The sequence below is a fragment of the Streptomyces dangxiongensis genome (assembly GCF_003675325.1).
Taxonomy (GTDB): domain Bacteria; phylum Actinomycetota; class Actinomycetes; order Streptomycetales; family Streptomycetaceae; genus Streptomyces; species Streptomyces dangxiongensis.
Window position 1 is genome coordinate 6,676,089 of the sequence record NZ_CP033073.1, and the last position, 15,774, is coordinate 6,691,862.

Consider the following 15,774-nt stretch of genomic DNA (forward strand, 5'->3'; position numbering starts at 1 on the left):
AGCACGGACATGACTGAACTCCCGGAGCTGTCCGGCAGGGTCGCCCTCGTCACGGGCGCGAGCCGCGGCATCGGCTACGGCGTCGCCGAGGCACTGGTCGCCCGCGGTGACCGCGTGTGCATCACCGGCCGCAACGAGGACGCGCTGAAGGAGGCCGTCGGCAAGCTCGGCGCCGAGCGGGTCATCGGCGTCGCCGGCAAGGCCCACGACCTCGACCACCAGAGCGAGGCCGTCCAGCGCACCATGGAGGCCTTCGGCCGCGTCGACTTCCTGGTGAACAACGCGGGCACCAACCCGGTCTTCGGCCCCATCGCGGACCTCGATCTGGAGGTCGCCCGCAAGGTCTTCGAGACCAACGTGGTCTCCGCGCTGGGCTTCGCCCAGAAGACCTGGCACGCCTGGCAGAAGGACAACGGCGGCGCGATCGTCAACATCGCCTCGATCGCCGGCCTCTCGGCCTCCCCGTTCATCGGCGCCTACGGCATCAGCAAGGCTGCCATGATCAACCTGACCCAGCAGCTGGCGCACGAGTTCGCGCCCAAGGTGCGGGTCAACGCGATCGCCCCCGGCGTGGTCAAGACCAAGTTCGCGCAGGCCCTGTACGAGGGCCGGGAGGAGGAGGCCGCGGCCCCCTACCCGCTCGGCCGGCTCGGCGTGCCCTCCGACATCGGCGGCGCCGCCGCGTTCCTCACCTCCGGGCAGTCCGACTGGATCACCGGTCAGACGCTCGTCGTGGACGGCGGCATCTTCCTCAACGCCGGCGTGCACTGAGCATCTCTTCCGGGCGCCGATTTTCGGACGGATCGGCGCCCGGAACACCGTCGGGACTCCGCCCAGCGGACTGACAACGTCGTCATCGCCGAGTCGATCAAGAAGGCCTGTTTCCGGGGAGGTTCAGGGGGCCGGACGCTGCGGTATCGTCTGCCGACCCTTGGCATGGCGGATCGAGGAGCGTGCGCGTGTTCAACCGGAACCGATTCCTGCGAAGAGTCGCGGCGATCGCGTCCATATCCCTGGTGGCGGGCTGCGGTCTGCTCTCCGACGGCGACCCCGACAGCCAGGGACCGATCGTCGTCGGCACCACCAGCGCCCCGAGCACGCTTGACCCGGCCGGCGCCTGGGACGGCTCCTGGGAGCTGTACCGGAACATCTTCCAGACCCTCCTCGCCTACCCGAACGGGGCCACCACCCCGCAGCCGGACGCCGCCGAGAGCTGCGCCTTCACCGACGCCGGCAGCCGCACCTACCGCTGCAAGCTGCGGGCCGGCATGAAGTTCTCCGACGGCGACCCGCTCACCGCCAAGGCCGTACGGCACTCCATCGACCGCATCCGCACCATCAACGCCTCCGGTGGCCCCGCCGGGCTGCTCGGCAGCCTGGACCGCGTCGAGACCTCCGGCGACCGTGAAATCGTCTTCCACCTGAACAAGTCCGACGCCACCTTCCCGTTCGTGCTGGCCACCCCCGCCATGTCGATCGTCGACCCCGACGACTACCCGGCGGCCTCCCTGCGCAAGGACACCTCGGTCCACGGCTCGGGCCCGTACAAGCTCGGGTCGTACACGGAGAACGACAAGGCCGTCCTGGTCCGCAACGGCAACTACCGGGGCTTCGCCGAGCCGCAGAACAAGGCGGTGACCATCCGCTACTTCCAGGACTCCGCCGCCATGGTCAAGGCGCTGCGGAACAAGCAGATCGACGTCACCTACCGCGGTCTCGCCGCCGACGACATCCTCGCCCTGCAACAGCACACCACCGGAAACCTGCAACTGGTCGACGGCGCCGGCACCGACATCAGCTACCTGGTGTTCAACCCCAAGGACCCCTGGGCCAAGCAGCCCGCCGTGCGCAGGGCCATCGCCCAGATCGTGGACCGGGGCGCCATCGCGCACAAGGTCTACAAGGACACCGTCGACCCGCTGTACTCGATGGTCCCCAAGGGCCTGACCGGCCACGCCACCGGCTTCTTCGACGACTACGGCGACCCGAGCGTCCCCAAGGCCCGCAAGATCCTCTCCGACGCGGGCATCACCCAGCGCGTCCCGCTCGTCTTCTGGTACACCACCGACCGCTACGGCTCCGAGACGGGCCGCATGTTCCAGGAGCTGAAGCGGCAGCTCGAGGACAGCGGCCTGTTCCGCATCACCCTGCGAAGCCGCCCCTGGAAGAGCTACGTGGTCGGCTACCAGAACGGCGAGTACCCGGTGTTCGGGCGCGGCTGGTTCCCCGACTTCCCGGACGCCGACAACTTCATCGCCCCGTTCGTCGGTGAGCACAACGCGCTCGGCACGCCCTACCCGGCCAAGGAGATCACCGGCCGGCTGCTGCCCCACGCGCGCGCGGAGAGCGACCGCGCCCAGACCGTCAAGGACGTGGAGCGGGCCCAGCAGATCATGGTGGACGACGCCCAACTGGTGCCGCTGTGGCAGGGCCGGCAGTTCGTGGCGGCCAGTGACGACATCTCCGGCGGCGAGCAGGCCCTCGACCCGTCGACGATCATGATGATGTGGACGCTGCACCGCAAGACCAGCTGGTGAACCGCCATCGGGACACCGGTTGTCAGTGGTCGCCTGTAGGTTCGGATGCCTGGAAGTGACCGCACATCGTGAGGACGTTGACGTGACCGACATCGCCATGCTGCCCGAGTCCTGGCGCGGGGTTCTGGGTGACGAGCTGCAGCAGCCCTACTTCAAGGAGCTGACCGAGTTCGTCGAGGAGGAGCGGGCGAGGGGACCGGTGTATCCGCCGCGCGAGGAGGTCTTCGCCGCGCTGCAGGCGACGCCGTACGAGCGGGTCAAGGTCCTCGTCCTGGGCCAGGACCCGTACCACGGCGAGGGCCAGGGCCACGGCCTGTGCTTCTCGGTCCGCCCGGGTGTGCGGACCCCGCCGTCCCTGCGGAACATCTACAAGGAGATGCGTGACGAGCTGGACCTGCCCGTCCCGGACAACGGCTATCTGATGCCGTGGGCCGAACAGGGCGTGCTGCTGCTCAACGCGGTCCTCACCGTCCGGGCCGGCGAGGCCAACTCGCACAAGGGCAAGGGCTGGGAGAGGTTCACCGACGCCGTCATCCGCGCGGTGGCCTCCCGCCCCGACCCGGCGGTCTTCGTCCTGTGGGGCAACTACGCCCAGAAGAAGCTCCCGCTGATCGACGAGACCCGGCACGCCGTGGTCAAGGGCGCGCACCCCTCGCCGCTGTCCGCGAAGAAGTTCTTCGGCTCCCGCCCGTTCACCCAGATCAACGAGGCGATCGCCCGCCAGGGGCACGAGCCGGTCGACTGGCGCATCCCGGACCTCGGCTGACGGCCGATGGCCGAGGGCTGGTGCCTGACGGCTGACGGCTGACGGCTGACGGCCGACGCCTGACGGCCGCCGCGGCGCGGTCCGGAACCAGGGGGGCCGCGCCGGTCCGCCGACAGCCCGTTACCGGCCGTCCGGGGCGGCCTGCCGGGGATTGCCGGCGGCGCCGGTTAGCGTCGGGGGCAGACGGCTGACCGGACGAACAGCCGACGACGGCCTGGAGGGCGCGGTGGCGGAGCGACAGGGACAGGCGGCGCCCGATGCCGTGCTGACGCGGATCGGTCAGGTCGTGATGCTGCACCACGGCGGCGACCGTGAGGAGGCCCGCAGCCGCTTCCTGGACCTGTGGGCGGAGCTCGGCGAGGACGGTGCCCCCCTGCACCGCTGCACCCTGGCCCACTACCTGGCGGACACCCAGGACGACCCGGCGGACGAACTGGCCTGGGACCTGCGCGCGTTGTCGGCGGCCGAGGAGCTGTCGGACGGACGGGCGGCCGGCGACCCGGACAGCGTCCAGGGCTTCCTGCCCTCCCTGCACCTCAACCTGGCCGCCGACTACGTCAAGCTGGGCCGCGCCGACGCGGCCCGCAGCCACCTGCGCCGCGCCCGCGGCGCCGCGGGCCATCTGGCGGACGACGGCTACGGCGCGGGCGTGCGGTCCGCGATCAGCCGGCTAGAACTCCGGCTGGGCCAGGACAACACCCCGGGCGACGACGGCTGGTCACCACCGCGACAACGCCCCAGCTAGCGCACGTCCGCGCGGCGCGGCCTGGCCGGCAACCGCGCCGTCGTCGCCGTACGCGACACCGTGATCGCGGCCCCGTCGCAGGCCGGACCCGTGCTCTGCCCGCTCGGTCACGACGGCATCGCCGACCCGCGGCCCCCGTATGCTGCCGGGGACGCGCACATCGGCAGCGGTAGGGGAGAGCACGTGAAGGTCGGCTGCATCGGACTCGGGGACATCGCGCGGAAGGCGTACTTGCCGGTGCTGGGCGCGCAGCCGGGGATCGACCTGCATGTGCAGACCCGTACGCCCGCCACCCTCCACCGTGTCGCCGACACCCTGCACCTGCCGGCCGAGCGGCGGCACACCACCCTGGACGCGCTGCTCGCCGCCGGTCTCGACGCGGCCTTCGTGCACGCCCCCACCGCCGTCCACCCCGAGATCGTCACGCGGTTGCTCGAGGCGGGCGTGCCGACCTATGTGGACAAGCCGCTCGCCTATCACCTCGCCGACTCCGAACGGCTGGTGGACCTCGCCGACCGGCGCGGTGTGACGCTGGCCGTCGGCTTCAACCGCCGGTACGCCCCGGGGTACACGCAGTGCCTGGACCACCCGCGCGAGCTGATCCTGATGCAGAAGAACCGGATCGGGCTGCCGGAGGAGGCACGCTCGATGATCCTGGACGACTTCATCCACGTCCTCGACACCCTGCGCTTCCTGGCGCCCGGCCCGATCGACGACGTGACCGTCCGGGCCCGCGCCGAGGACGGGCTGCTCCACCACGTCGTGGTCCAGCTCGGCGGTGACGGCTTCACCGCGCTCGGCGTGATGAACCGGCTCAGCGGCTCCGGCGAGGAGATCCTGGAGGTCTCCGGGCAGGACAGCAAGCGCCAGGTGCTCAACCTCGCCGAGGTGATCGACCACAAGGGACAGCCGACCGTGCGCCGGCGCGGCGACTGGGTGCCGGTGGCCCGGCAGCGCGGCATCGAGCAGGCGGCCCTCGCCTTCCTCGACGCCGTGCGGGCCGGAAGGACGCTCAGCGCCCGGGACGCACTGGCGACTCACGAACTGTGCGAACGGGTCGTACGAGCGGTGCGGGACCGCTGCGGCGCAGCCTGAGCGCCCGCGCCCACTCGGTCACGCACAGCACGGCCAGCACCAGCAGCGCGGCGGGCATCGGCCAGTCCCCGTAGCGGACGTACGGCGTGACACCGTGCGCGAGCGGTACGTCGTACACGCGGGCGGCGTCCGCGCCGGTACCGAGCCACGGCCCGAGGCGCTGCCCCTCCGGGCCGTACACCGCCGACACACCCGTGAGGGTGGCGTGCACCATCGGGCGGCCGGTCTCCGCGGCACGCAGCGCGGCCAGCGAGGCGTGCTGCTCCGGCGCCCAACTGTGCTGGAAGGAGGAGGTCGACGACTGGCCGAGGAGAAGGTCCGCGCCGTTCTCGGCGAGATGCCGGCTCATGTCCGGGAACGCGGTCTCGAAGCACACCAGCGGCCCGATCCGCAGCCCGTGCCCCACCTTCATCACCGTCTGTCCGCTGCCGCGCCGCCGGTCCTCGCCGGCCGCGCGGCCCACGGAGGTGACCCAGCCGAGCACGGAACGCGCCGGTATGTACTCGCCGAACGGGACCAGCCGCATCTTGTCGTACCGGTCGCCGGTCAGCCCGTCCGGGCCGACCAGGACCGAACTCTTGTATATGCCGGGCCGGTCGGAGCGGCGTGCGTCCACGTTGACCAGCACATCGGCGCCGGTCCGCCGGGCGAGGGCCGCTATCCGCCGGGCCAGGTCCGGCCGGTCGTCCAGGTCGAAACCGACGCTGGACTCGCCCCACACGACCAGGTCGACATCCTGCCCGGCGAGCCGCCGGGTCAGCCGCTCCTCCCGGTCGAACCGCTTCTCGCCGCTGTCCTGGCCGGCCACGACCCCCGGCTGGACGACGGCGACCCGCACCCGGCCGTCGACCTCCGGGCGCGGCGCCCACGACCAGGCGGCCGAGGCCGCGGCGGCCGTCGCGACCAGCGAGGCCACGGCCGGCAGGCGGGCGGCGCGGACGGAGACCAGCACGGCTGCCGCCACGTTGACGGCCACCACCAGGAAGCTGAGCAGCCACACCCCGCCGACCGAGGCCAGCCGCAGCGCCGGACCGACCTGCCACTGGCTGGCGCCCAGCATGCCCCACGGCCCGCCCAGGCCCTGCCAGGAGCGGACCAGTTCCACCCCGAGCCAGGCGGACGGCAGCACCAGCAGCGCGGCGGCGGCCCGCCCCGGCGACGGCGTTCCGCCGAGCAACCGGCGCACCAGCCAGCCCCAGGGCGCCCAGAGCGCGCCGAGCAGGACGGCTATCAGGAAGATGAACATGTGCAGGCTCGGCAGCAGCCAGTGGTGCACGGCCACGAGGAAGCCGAAACCGCCGCACCAGCCGTCGTACGCCGCACGCCGCCCGGTGGGCGCCGTGCGGGCCAGAAGCAGCCACGGCCCCAGGGCGACGTACGCGAACCACCACAGCGACGGCGCCGGGAACGCGAGTACGGGCAGGGCACCCGCGAGGGCCGCGGCGCCGGAGCGCGGCCAGGGGGAGGTCAGCCAGCGGTCGATCATCCTCATAGGGACCCTCCCTACCCAGCGAATGCTCCAGTGTGCGTGTGCGAGTCCGATCTGTGACAGGGGGTCCGGAACGGGCGCGCCGCAGGGCCGGGGCCGGGTGGTGTGATGGCCGCGGGCCGCACGCGCGGGGGTGCCCGGGGGGCCGAGGCGGGGGCCTGTGCCCCCGGATTCCCGTGCCGCTACGGCACCGGCACCTCCGCGGCCGGCGGTCGGCGCCACTTCTCGTGCGCGACGGCCTCGCGCAGCCGCCAGCCCTGCGGTGTGCGCAGCAGCGCGAAGTCGTAGCGGCCCCCGCACATCAGGTCCGGCGCGGCGGGGGCGCCGGCGTCCGTTAACCGCGTCGGGGTGAGGTAGTCGGCCCGTACCCGGGCGGTGTCACCGGTGTCGTGGTCCAACAGGCCGAACCGGACCCGGCGGTTGACGATCAGGTGCTGACGGACGGCGAACGGCGCCGTGCTCTCGGCGAGCCAGCCGGCGACCTGCCCCGCGTCACCCTCGATGCCGCCGGCCGCACGGTAGTCGGCCCGCCCGTCCGCCGTGAACAGCCCCTCGTACGCCGTCCAGTCACCGTCGCCCACCGCCACGGCGTACTCGGTGACCAGGTCGTCCACGGCCAGCCGGTCCATCACGATCGCGAGTTCCGCACGCTGCGTCATCGGCACAGTGTTGGGCACGTGGGACGCGGCGCCAAGGGGGCGCCCGATATTCGGTGGTGCGCGGGGCGGCCGGCACCCGAACCTTGTCCCCGTGAACGAACAACCCGTCGAAACCGAGCCCAAGTTCCGGGTCCGGGCCCGGCACACCGACTCCGCGGTCGTCGTCTACCAGGCCTACCGCCCCGGGATCGGCCGCCCGGCCGCCCGCAACGGACGCTTCCCGGCCACCTGGAAGCGGGACCGGATGACCTGGATCAAGCCGTCTTTCCTGTGGATGATGTACCGCTGCGGCTGGGGCACCAAGGAGGGCCAGGAGACGGTCCTCGCCGTCGAGGTGAGGCGGGAGGGCTTCGAGTGGGCCCTGCGGCACGCCTGTCTGTCCCATCACGCGCCTGCCCTGCACCCGGACCGAGCGGCCTGGAAACGGGAGCTGGCCCGCAGTCCCGCCCGCGTCCAGTGGGACCCGGAGCGCGATCTGCACCACAACCCGCTGCCGTACCGGTCGTTGCAGCTCGGGCTGGGCGGGGAAGCGGCCGTCCGGTACGCCGACGAGTGGATCGTCGGCATCGAGGACGTGACCCCGCTGGCCACGGAGATCCACGGTCTGGTGCGGGCGGGCGACGAGGAGCGGGCGAGGGGGCTGCTGCCCGGGGAGCGGCCGTACCCGGTGGCGGACGAGGTGCTGGCGCGTCTGCGGGCGTAGGCGGCCGATCAGGCCGCCTCGACGACCTGCCCGCGGACCGCCGCCGCCCACTCGACCACCAACAGCTCGTACTCCGCGCGCTCCTGGGCCGACAGGGTGCCGCCCGCGCGCAGCCACAGCGCCCGGATCTGGTCGTTGATCTCGGCGGCGGACCGCACGGAACCAGGGGGCGGGGAATCGGGGGACATGCGGGCCAGCCTAGGGGCAGGAGTTGACCCTGCGCCACCGAATGGCTACACAGCAGGTATGGGCTCGGTCACGGCCGAGGCCTGCGCCGTACCCCCGGTCCCGTACGTCCACCCAGCCCAGAAGGCATATGCCGGTCTGGCGCGCCGGGCGGAAGGGCGCGGGAGATGTCCGAAACGGCAGCGGGGCGGGGGAGTCGGGCGCCGACGCGCGACGGCGCTCCAGGCAACGCGGGGGTGGTTCGCGCGGGCCGGGGTCAGCTCGCGGACTCGGCCGCGTGCGGGCTCAGGACGCCCGCCGAGACCAGGGCGATGATGACGATGCCGAGGGCGACGCGGTACCAGACGAACGGCATGAAGCTCTTGTTGGAGATCCACTTCATGAACCAGTTCATGCGTCGAGGTCCTGAGCGGCTTTGACCTGCTGTTTCCACCACTCTTCAAGATCGAATCGAAGAGTAGTGGGAGATGGCACCTTCCAGTGCTCTCCCTCGCCGGCCAGGAAGCGCAGCCACCTGGTTTGCAGCGAATCGGCAATCTCCTGCTCCATGGTCAGCCTCGATGCGTCGGCGGTGATCGCTGTTTCTTGAGGTGATCAGTTCACCCCAGTTTGTCCCGAGGGTGTCGGGCGAGGTCGTCGCGTGTCGCTGCGGCTGCGCCGGGTTCCACGGGGCCGGAGACTGCGGGTTCCCTCCGTTCTGGTCTTCGTCGGGTCGGGGTCCGGCTGTCAGACATCCCACGCGTAGTGCTGTCAAGCTGCGGCTGGGAGGGTTGCGTGGTGTGACCAGGCGGTGGCCTCGTTGTAGAGGGTGCGGGTCTTGAGGCGGGCGGCCGCACGCCTCGCCGGCCTGCTGGCCGTGCCCGTCTCGCGCAGCACCGCGCTGCGTCACCTGCGGCGCCTGCCGCTGCCGCAGCAGGCCATCCCGCAGGTGATCGGCGTGGACGATTTCGCCCTGCGGCGTCGCCACCGCTACGCCACGATCATCACGGACGCCGAAACCGGCCGACGCGTCGCAGTCCTGCCTGACCGAGAGGCCGCAACGCTGGAGTCCTGGCTGCGCGAACATCCTGGTATCGAGATCGTTTGCCGGGACGGCTCGGCCACCTACGCAGAGACCATCCGCCGCGCCCTGCCCGACGCGGTCCAGATCAGCGACCGATGGCACCTCTGGCGCGTGCGCCGTGAAGCGCCGATTGATCGAGTGGAGGTGGGAGACCTTCGCCGCTGCATCTTCAGGGGCTTCATGAAATGCCGTCACCAGTTGCCCCAGCGAGGATGCGGTGCCGACAAGAGCACGCTGGTGCTATGCCGGTTGAAGGGCCCTCGTTACAGCGCGGCTGACGTGATCACGGACCACCTTGGCGGACACGTAGGAGAGCGCCTCCGCCAGTGCGTCGGACACGGAGGCGAACTGGCCCTCTTGCTGGCGCAGATGGGCATCAAGGAAGTGAACCAACGCACCTGTGGCGCTGCAGCGGGCCTGCCGCGTGTACAGCACGGTGAGGGAGAAGGCCCAGCAGGCGTGAAGGAAGCCGTAGACGGGACGAGGAGTTCCCCGCCAGGGGGAGAAGAAGGTGACGTCGGCGGGGAGATGCACGTCGTGTGCGGCCAAGGCGTCGTTGAGCCAGTTGTGGGCGGCCTCGTGGATCAGGTCGCGGGCCAGGACCTCGGGGTGCGCGGTGTAGTCGGTGAAGACCGTGCCCGGGAGGCGGGTGAGGGCCCAGCTGTGGAGGGTCTCGTCGAGTCGGCGGCGGTTGAGCAGGCAGATGACGGGGGCGTGCTGGGTGAGCAGGGCGCCGAAGCCGTGCTCGGTCGCGGAGGCGAGGGCGGCACGAACGAGTCCAAGGGCCTCGGGTGGGGCAGGGCTGGCGTCGGGGCCTACGAGGTAGTACGCGGTCTCGGAGATCTCCGAGCGGAGCAGGTCCGCGGGGCGCGGTCTGAGCACGATGTGCGGGCCGACCGACAGGTGGGTCAGGTCTCGCACCGTCGTACGGCGGTACCAGGCGAGGCGGTCCGCGTCCCGGGCGCGCGCCGCATGTTCGGCGCCTTCGAGCAGGTGGTGGGCCACCGCGTAGTCGAGGGCGGACGAGCCGAGGCGGTTGCCGAGTACGGAGGCGATACGTCTGGTCCGTTGGCGCTGGTGGTCGGCGATACCGCCGAGGGCGACCAGAGCTTCCGGGGAGAGAGCGCTCATCTGGGGCTCCGGGAGTAGAACGGGGCCGGACCGGGACGGGCCCGGCCCCGTGGCGGGTCAGGACTCGGTCGTGGGCTCAGCGGCGTCAGGCTGCACCGTGGTGGCCAGCCAGGTCTCGGTGGCCGCGTTGGAGGTGTGCGCGGTGGTGCGCACGGGGTCGCTGTCACGCAGGGACGCGACCGCCTCCAGGAACTCGTCGAACGTCTTGTCGTCTGCCACTGCTCGCTCTCTCCTCAGGTAGGGGCGGTGGGTCGGGGCGAAGGGCTGGTGCGGGCGGGCCGCGGGGGCCGGTCACGGATGCATGGCTCCTTACTCGGAGACGAAGAGCGTCAGGAACTTGCGAACGCGGCCGACGCGGACCGGTTCGGTGCCGTGGACGAGCTGGCTGCCGAAGACCACGAGAGTGCCGGGAGCGGGTGCGACGCTCCAGCGGGTGCGGGGCATGGCACGAAACCAGGGGGAGGACATGTCTGTTCCGTCGTGTGCGAAGCGCATACCCGGGGCGTAACCCGACCCGGTCGGCGCCTCGTCGGCGGTCCAGGCGGCGTCGCTGCCCGTGGTCTCCACGTAGAACGCCCCGCCTGTGTCCTGGATGTCCGTGAGCGTGACCGTCGCGGCGGCGATCTGCCGGGGACGGGTGAGGGGATCGGGGGCGATGCCGTCGGCATGCGGGGTGATGTACTGGCCGGCGCCGTACTCGAGGTAGATCCACGGCCGGTGGCCGGTGACCGACGGAAGGGTGCGCGTGATGGCGGCCATGTGGAGCTTGAGGGCCTGGTCGAGGAGGGTGGTCGCCTCGTACGGGATGTCGGTCATCTCGATCCGGCCGGCCGGCTCGTAGACGTCCTGCGCCTCGGCGGGGGAGTGACCGGGGATCTCGTGGATGGTCGTATGGCGGCCCGCGCCGTACCGGTCGCGCCCGAGGGGGCCGAGCGCGTCGTCCATGACGTCGTTGAGGCGCTCGATCTCGTTCGGTCTGAGGAAGCCCTCCACGGTCCGGATGGACAGCGTCTCGGCGATGTGGATCACTGCTCGCCTCCATCGCTGGAGTGGGCTTCGGTTGCGCAGGCGCAGGCGCAGGCGCAGAGGGCGGACGGCAGGGCAGAGGCGGCTTCGGCCAGGGCTTCCGTGAGTACGTGCACGGCCTCGGTGAGGTCCTCGAAGTACTCGGCAGGCGTGGTGCCGGCAGAGGGTACGAGATAGAGGTCGAGCGTCGGATACACCCGGCCGGTGGTGCGGCACATGAGCTCGTTGCGGCCGAGGACCAACGAACACGCTCCGGGCAGGGAGGACTCGGCCCGGCCGGCGGCACGGCACAGGCGCGCCGCTGTTCGCGCGCACTCGGCGCGGTCGCGCGGCAGGATGCCGACCGAAAGGAACCGGGGCTCGGCTTCGGGGAGGTCGGCGTATGCGTGGCCCTGGCAGCTGTCATAGGTGACGGTGTTCCAGCCCGCGGTGAGCGCGTCGAGGACCGGGCGGACGCCGGGCTCGATGCCCTCGTACCACTGGGGGTGTCGCGGGTCGAGGTCGTCCGCCTCGTGAATGCCGGGGAGGCCGACCGTGTTGATGTTGCCGTGGGTGCTTACCTGGAGGCGTGCTGGCGGGCGTGGTGCGGAGGGGTCATCCCAGCGGGCCAGGAACGCCACGACGTCGTGCATGTCGTTGGGGCGGACGGGACGCCAGTGCAGCCGGGAACAGGAGGCGCCCGGCGGGAGATCCGGCTGGGTGAGCAGGGCGGCGACGCCGTCGATCAGGCGCATGCGGTGGTCGCAGTACGCGTCTTCGTCGCCCGCGGCGGCGAAGCGAAGGCGGACCGCCGGGCAGCCCGCGCCGCAGGTGTCGCGGTAGTCGCAGGTCGTGCACTTCGTGATCAGGGAGCGTGCCTGCCGGAGCAGGGCAGAGCTGCCCTGGGCGCTGGCGACGTCCGCCTCAGCGTGTACGTCACCGAGCGCGGCCAGGCCGGCCTGCGGCCAGGGCAGCTCGTCACAGCTTCCCAGGCGGTCATCGGGATAAAGGGTGAGGACGTGGTCGCACTTCAAGTCGGAGAAGTGACAGGAACGGGTTTGTAGACCCCTCAGGCGGCGGATGACGGAGACGACGGGCTCCAGCTTGACCCGGCGGAAAAGACCGTCGGCGACCCAGTGGTGGGCGGTATCCAGCACGAAGTCGGCGTATTGACGCGGCGTGACGGCCCATGCCGGGCCGGTGGGGCCGATGGCCCGTCGCTGGAGTGCCCGGCTGGTCGGCGTACGGGATCCCGCCACCGTGGTCGAACGGGTGACCGCCGCGTCGAAGCACGGCACCAGGCTGACCGTCGTCACAGCGGGAAATGAGGCGAGGTGCTCCATGACCTCGGAGGCCCGGCCGAGGACGTACGGGGTGACGGCGCAGATGACGCCGACGCGACGTTCCCGACGGCCGAGGAGTTCCAGGGCTTCGATCACTCGGGGGTACGTGGGGCGGCCGTCGTAACCGACACGCCACGAGTTCCCCAGTGCGTCCCCGTCGAGGGAGAGGCCGATCTCCAGCTGGGGGCAGTGCCGCTCGAACAGGTCCAGCCAGGCGTCGTCGAGCTGGAGGCCGTTGGTCTGGAGGCTCACGCGGATGACGTTCGGCTGACCGGCGAGCGCGTCCAGGATCTCCGCGATCCGTTCCCGGCCGGCGGCCAGGGGCTCCCCGCCGTGGAGTTCGACGCTGAGCGGACGCCCGGAGAAGATCGAACCGAGGCGGTGGACCTGTGCCGCGCTGATCCGGGCGCCGCCCGGTGACTCCTTGCGCTTCTCGAAGCAGTACAGGCAGTCGATGTCGCAGGTCTCGCCGCGGAGCTTGAGGATGACGGAGACGGCCGTGTCCGGCCCGGTGCTCGACAGCGGGGCGTAGAGACTCTCCAGGTCGATGGAGGCGGTGCGGGTGACGGGCATCAGAGGACTCCGGAGGAGGAGGGGCGCGGTCTACGCGCCATCGGTGGAGACCATGGACAGCCACCCGAGAAGCTGTCCGCCGGCGATGGGGATGTGGACGTCGCCACGGCGAAGGAACCACCCGTCGGCGTACCGCTGGGGCAGCCAGCCGGCGTCAGGGGCACCCAGGTTGGGAGGCTTCTGCATCGGGTCGTCGACGGGCCAGCAGTCCAGGAGCGCTCTGGTCACGTGTCGCTGAACCGGACGGAACCACTCCCACGTCTCTGCGCGAGCCGCGTCGATCGACGGGCGGGGCTGCGCGTCGAGCAGCGGCAGCCACTTGTCGCCGAGGACCGGGTGGCCGACCGCCGCGCAGCCGAGTGCGGTGAGGCAGGTCTCCAGCTTCCGGCACACGACGCCGGCCGATTCGGCCAGGCCGTCCTCGACGAGGCCGGTCAGGTCCTCCGCGAGACTTGCCGCGACCTCGGCCTGGTCGGCGACCGCCCAGCGCCGGTAGCCCTGGCGCTCCTCGGGAGCGAGTACCGGATCCCAGCGCCCGGAGCCGTATGAGAGGGCGGTACGCAGACACATGAGGTCGTGCATCGAGGCGCGTACCCGGCGGAACGATCCAAGGTCGTCGCGGCGGACGTCGAAGGAGCGGAGCAGGTGACGGAGTTCCTCGGCCCGCTGCGGCGCCGTCGCCTGGAGGTCGACACGGACGCCGTCCACGATGCGCGACTCCCACACCGGAAGGGCGCCGTCCACGATGCCACGCAGGTCGATGTCGCTCGCTGCGTGGGCGAAGCCGCAGGCGAGGGCCCCCTCCAGCCAGACCTCGCGGGCCTCGCCGGACGCGACCAGCGCCTGGGCGACTCTGTTGGCGATCTCCCGGCGCAATCGTGCCGATAGGTTCACCGGTGGCCTCCTTCGATCAGGACCCTGTTGTCAGCGGTGATCTCCTTGAGGAGATCGACGGCCCATCGGTCGAGCACGCTGCGCACGTCGGAGCGCTGGGCGCCGATGTGGGGCGAGGCCAGGAGGTTGAGCGGCGTCGTGGAGCCGGTGAGGAGCGGCAGGTGCTCCCGCTCGACCGGGTCGAGGGCGAGGCCCGAGAGCCTCCCGTCCGCCAGTGCCCGCAGGCAGGCGGCCACGTCGAGGGTCTCCAGCCGACCTGCGCAGATGAGCAGAGGCCGCTGCGGTGCGACGCGTGCGAGGAAGTCCTCGCCGATGAGCTGTTCGGTCGTGGGGCGCAGCGGCAGAGCGATCACGTGCACCTGCGACTGCTCCACAAGGGCTGTAGGCGACAGCTCTCGCAGACCGGGAGGGTTCGACGGCCACGCGGCGAAGGCCGTGCGGCCCACGTAGGGGGCGAGGGCCCAGTCGGCGGCCAGCCCCACCGGGCCCGCGCCCCAGATGGCTGCGGCCAGGGTGCCGAGTGACGCTCCCATACACGCCTGCTTCTCGTGCTGGCCGAGCAGCAGCGCGTGATGGCCCAAGGGGATCCGCCGGGCCAGGGCGAGGGCAGCGGCGAGGACCCACTCGCCCACCGCGCCCGCCCCGGCCTCGGCGTTGCGGTGCAGTGTGATGCCACGGTGCCGGAGGGCGCTCACGTCGATGTGGTCGATGCCGGAGCCGGCCCGTACGACGTGCCGCAGGTGAGGGAGCGCGTCCAGCTCCCTCTCGCCGACACGGACGCCGGAACGCAGGACGAGCACGGCCGTGTCGGCGGGCAGAGGGGAGTCCAGGTTCGGCAACTCGTTTACGGGGACATCGGGCAGGGCGCGGCGGAGCGCGCTCGCGTCCGCCGCACCGCGTAGCACCAGGACAGCGCTCATCCGGGGAACTCCGGCTTCTCGTACCGGCCGAAGGCGAGATCGCCCTCGCCGACGACGACGGTCACGGGCGAAAGCGCGCCGAAGTACACGTCGCAGGCGCGCTTCACCCCCGGGAGCCCGTCCCAGGCCCGCGGGTTGACCGCCGTGTCCGCGTAGTCGTCGACGAGCAGCACGCCGGTCGGCACCAGGCGAGTGACGCAGTGCGTGAGGCCCGTGAGGGTCGAGTCGTAGAAGTCGCCGTCCAGGTAGGCGAACGCGATCTCGTCGGGCAGCTCCTTGGGAAGGGTCTCGTCGAACCACCCGGGATGGATGACCGGTGCCGGCCTGCCCCAGGCCGCGTGCGTGGCGCGCACGTCGTCCGGAGACGACCGGAGCTCGCCCGCCGCCAGATGATCCGAGTCCTCGGCACCGGGCGCGGGCATGCCCTGGAAGGAGTCGTAGATATGGATCTCGCGGTCGTGGTCGCCCAGCGATTCGAGCACGCTACGGATCCAGAGGGCCATCGCGCCCCTGTAGCAGCCGAGTTCCACCACGGGTCCCGGCAGACGGCGAGCGGTCAGGTCGGCGAGCTCGGCGGCGATCACGCGGAGCCGGTCGGCACAGACCGTGCCGGCGTGCTCCCGTAGCAGCCACTCCCGCAGATCCTTCAGCATTGGATCCATGAA

17 protein-coding genes and 2 pseudogenes are annotated in these 15,774 nt (G+C 71.5%); 7 read left to right on the top strand and 12 right to left on the bottom strand.

The genetic code is table 11. From position 1 onward, the window contains the following. Window positions 1–9: 9 nt before the first annotated feature. From D9753_RS30205 to D9753_RS30225, 5 genes are all read left to right on the top strand, one after another. Window positions 10–771, top strand: a complete 762-nt coding sequence (locus D9753_RS30205) for an SDR family oxidoreductase (RefSeq protein ID WP_121789876.1) — start codon at window positions 10–12, stop codon at window positions 769–771. A gap of 188 nt (window positions 772–959) precedes the next feature. Continuing rightward, complete coding sequence (locus tag D9753_RS30210; protein WP_121789877.1) at window positions 960–2,537, top strand: ABC transporter substrate-binding protein; 1,578 nt, start codon at window positions 960–962, stop codon at window positions 2,535–2,537. A gap of 82 nt (window positions 2,538–2,619) precedes the next feature. Further along, window positions 2,620–3,303, top strand: coding sequence for a uracil-DNA glycosylase (gene ung, locus D9753_RS30215; RefSeq protein WP_121789878.1), 684 nt, complete (start codon window positions 2,620–2,622; stop codon window positions 3,301–3,303). 226 nt (window positions 3,304–3,529) lie between these two features. Further along, entirely contained in the window at window positions 3,530–4,048 is a 519-nt protein-coding gene (locus D9753_RS30220; RefSeq protein WP_121789879.1) for a tetratricopeptide repeat protein, read from the top strand. A gap of 183 nt (window positions 4,049–4,231) precedes the next feature. Next, the gene (locus D9753_RS30225; protein WP_121789880.1) at window positions 4,232–5,143 is read left to right on the top strand and encodes a Gfo/Idh/MocA family protein; all 912 of its coding nucleotides are present in this window, start codon (window positions 4,232–4,234) and stop codon (window positions 5,141–5,143) included. Here the strand turns inward: D9753_RS30225 and lnt are convergent. Both lnt and D9753_RS30235 read right to left on the bottom strand, forming a co-directional pair. Then, window positions 5,061–6,635, bottom strand: a complete 1,575-nt coding sequence (gene lnt, locus D9753_RS30230; protein ID WP_121789881.1) for an apolipoprotein N-acyltransferase — start codon at window positions 6,633–6,635, stop codon at window positions 5,061–5,063. The two genes, D9753_RS30225 and lnt, sit on opposite strands and share 83 nt — an antisense overlap. Window positions 6,636–6,814: 179 nt before the next feature. After that, the gene (locus tag D9753_RS30235; protein ID WP_205614299.1) at window positions 6,815–7,291 is read right to left on the bottom strand and encodes a nuclear transport factor 2 family protein; all 477 of its coding nucleotides are present in this window, start codon (window positions 7,289–7,291) and stop codon (window positions 6,815–6,817) included. A 91-nt stretch (window positions 7,292–7,382) separates the two neighbouring features. Between D9753_RS30235 and D9753_RS30240 the strand changes: the two genes are divergently transcribed. Continuing rightward, on the top strand, window positions 7,383–7,994 hold the full coding sequence (locus D9753_RS30240; protein ID WP_121789882.1) for a DUF4291 domain-containing protein: 612 nt from the start codon (window positions 7,383–7,385) through the stop codon (window positions 7,992–7,994). Between the two features lie 8 nt (window positions 7,995–8,002). On the opposite strand, the gene D9753_RS30245 is transcribed toward D9753_RS30240, so the two are convergent. The 3 genes and pseudogenes from D9753_RS30245 to D9753_RS36745 form a co-directional block, all read right to left on the bottom strand. Continuing rightward, window positions 8,003–8,182, bottom strand: a complete 180-nt coding sequence (locus D9753_RS30245) for a hypothetical protein (protein ID WP_121789883.1) — start codon at window positions 8,180–8,182, stop codon at window positions 8,003–8,005. Between the two features lie 254 nt (window positions 8,183–8,436). Continuing rightward, window positions 8,437–8,568, bottom strand: a pseudogene (locus D9753_RS30250) (undecaprenyl-diphosphatase); the annotation flags it as partial. Window positions 8,569–8,570: 2 nt separating this feature from the next. Beyond that, window positions 8,571–8,729 carry a hypothetical protein gene (locus tag D9753_RS36745; RefSeq protein ID WP_163010829.1) on the bottom strand — a complete coding sequence of 53 codons (159 nt, stop codon included), beginning with the start codon at window positions 8,727–8,729 and terminating at the stop codon, window positions 8,571–8,573. A gap of 274 nt (window positions 8,730–9,003) precedes the next feature. Here D9753_RS36745 and D9753_RS30260 point away from each other — a divergent pair. Next, window positions 9,004–9,384: pseudogene (locus D9753_RS30260) on the top strand (ISL3 family transposase); the annotation flags it as partial. A 99-nt stretch (window positions 9,385–9,483) separates the two neighbouring features. On the opposite strand, the gene D9753_RS30265 reads toward D9753_RS30260, so the two are convergent. From D9753_RS30265 to D9753_RS30290, 7 genes are all read right to left on the bottom strand, one after another. Then, window positions 9,484–10,374: an aKG-HExxH-type peptide beta-hydroxylase gene (locus D9753_RS30265; RefSeq protein ID WP_121789885.1), complete on the bottom strand. Its 891-nt coding sequence runs from the start codon at window positions 10,372–10,374 to the stop codon at window positions 9,484–9,486. Between the two features lie 57 nt (window positions 10,375–10,431). Continuing rightward, window positions 10,432–10,593 (bottom strand): hypothetical protein, encoded by a 162-nt coding sequence (locus D9753_RS36750; protein WP_158718651.1) that lies wholly within the window; start codon window positions 10,591–10,593, stop codon window positions 10,432–10,434. Between the two features lie 90 nt (window positions 10,594–10,683). After that, window positions 10,684–11,403 carry a 2OG-Fe(II) oxygenase gene (locus D9753_RS30270; RefSeq protein WP_121789886.1) on the bottom strand — a complete coding sequence of 240 codons (720 nt, stop codon included), beginning with the start codon at window positions 11,401–11,403 and terminating at the stop codon, window positions 10,684–10,686. Then, entirely contained in the window at window positions 11,400–13,295 is a 1,896-nt protein-coding gene (locus D9753_RS30275) for a radical SAM/SPASM domain-containing protein (protein WP_121789887.1), read from the bottom strand. The genes D9753_RS30270 and D9753_RS30275 overlap by 4 nt, the downstream gene beginning before the upstream one ends. Before the next feature lie 30 nt (window positions 13,296–13,325). Beyond that, window positions 13,326–14,189: a hypothetical protein gene (locus D9753_RS30280; RefSeq protein ID WP_163010830.1), complete on the bottom strand. Its 864-nt coding sequence runs from the start codon at window positions 14,187–14,189 to the stop codon at window positions 13,326–13,328. Then, complete coding sequence (locus tag D9753_RS30285; RefSeq protein ID WP_121789889.1) at window positions 14,186–15,109, bottom strand: NAD(P)-dependent oxidoreductase; 924 nt, start codon at window positions 15,107–15,109, stop codon at window positions 14,186–14,188. Before D9753_RS30285 ends, D9753_RS30280 begins: the two co-directional genes overlap by 4 nt. Then, window positions 15,106–15,771, bottom strand: a complete 666-nt coding sequence (locus tag D9753_RS30290) for a TylF/MycF/NovP-related O-methyltransferase (RefSeq protein ID WP_121791363.1) — start codon at window positions 15,769–15,771, stop codon at window positions 15,106–15,108. The genes D9753_RS30285 and D9753_RS30290 overlap by 4 nt, the downstream gene beginning before the upstream one ends. Window positions 15,772–15,774 lie beyond the last annotated feature (3 nt).

Excerpts from the sequence above, each read along its gene's own strand:
- D9753_RS30205 (WP_121789876.1), top strand. The coding sequence starts at position 10 with ATGACTGAACTCCCGGAGCTGTCCGGCAGGGTCGCCCTCGTCACGGGC.
- lnt (WP_121789881.1), bottom strand. The coding sequence starts at position 6,635 with ATGAGGATGATCGACCGCTGGCTGACCTCCCCCTGGCCGCGCTCCGGC.
- D9753_RS30235 (WP_205614299.1), bottom strand. The coding sequence starts at position 7,291 with ATGACGCAGCGTGCGGAACTCGCGATCGTGATGGACCGGCTGGCCGTG.
- D9753_RS30245 (WP_121789883.1), bottom strand. The coding sequence starts at position 8,182 with ATGTCCCCCGATTCCCCGCCCCCTGGTTCCGTGCGGTCCGCCGCCGAG.
- D9753_RS36745 (WP_163010829.1), bottom strand. The coding sequence starts at position 8,729 with ATGGAGCAGGAGATTGCCGATTCGCTGCAAACCAGGTGGCTGCGCTTC.
- D9753_RS30265 (WP_121789885.1), bottom strand. The coding sequence starts at position 10,374 with ATGAGCGCTCTCTCCCCGGAAGCTCTGGTCGCCCTCGGCGGTATCGCC.
- D9753_RS30275 (WP_121789887.1), bottom strand. The coding sequence starts at position 13,295 with ATGCCCGTCACCCGCACCGCCTCCATCGACCTGGAGAGTCTCTACGCC.
- D9753_RS30285 (WP_121789889.1), bottom strand. The coding sequence starts at position 15,109 with ATGAGCGCTGTCCTGGTGCTACGCGGTGCGGCGGACGCGAGCGCGCTC.
- D9753_RS30290 (WP_121791363.1), bottom strand. The coding sequence starts at position 15,771 with ATGGATCCAATGCTGAAGGATCTGCGGGAGTGGCTGCTACGGGAGCAC.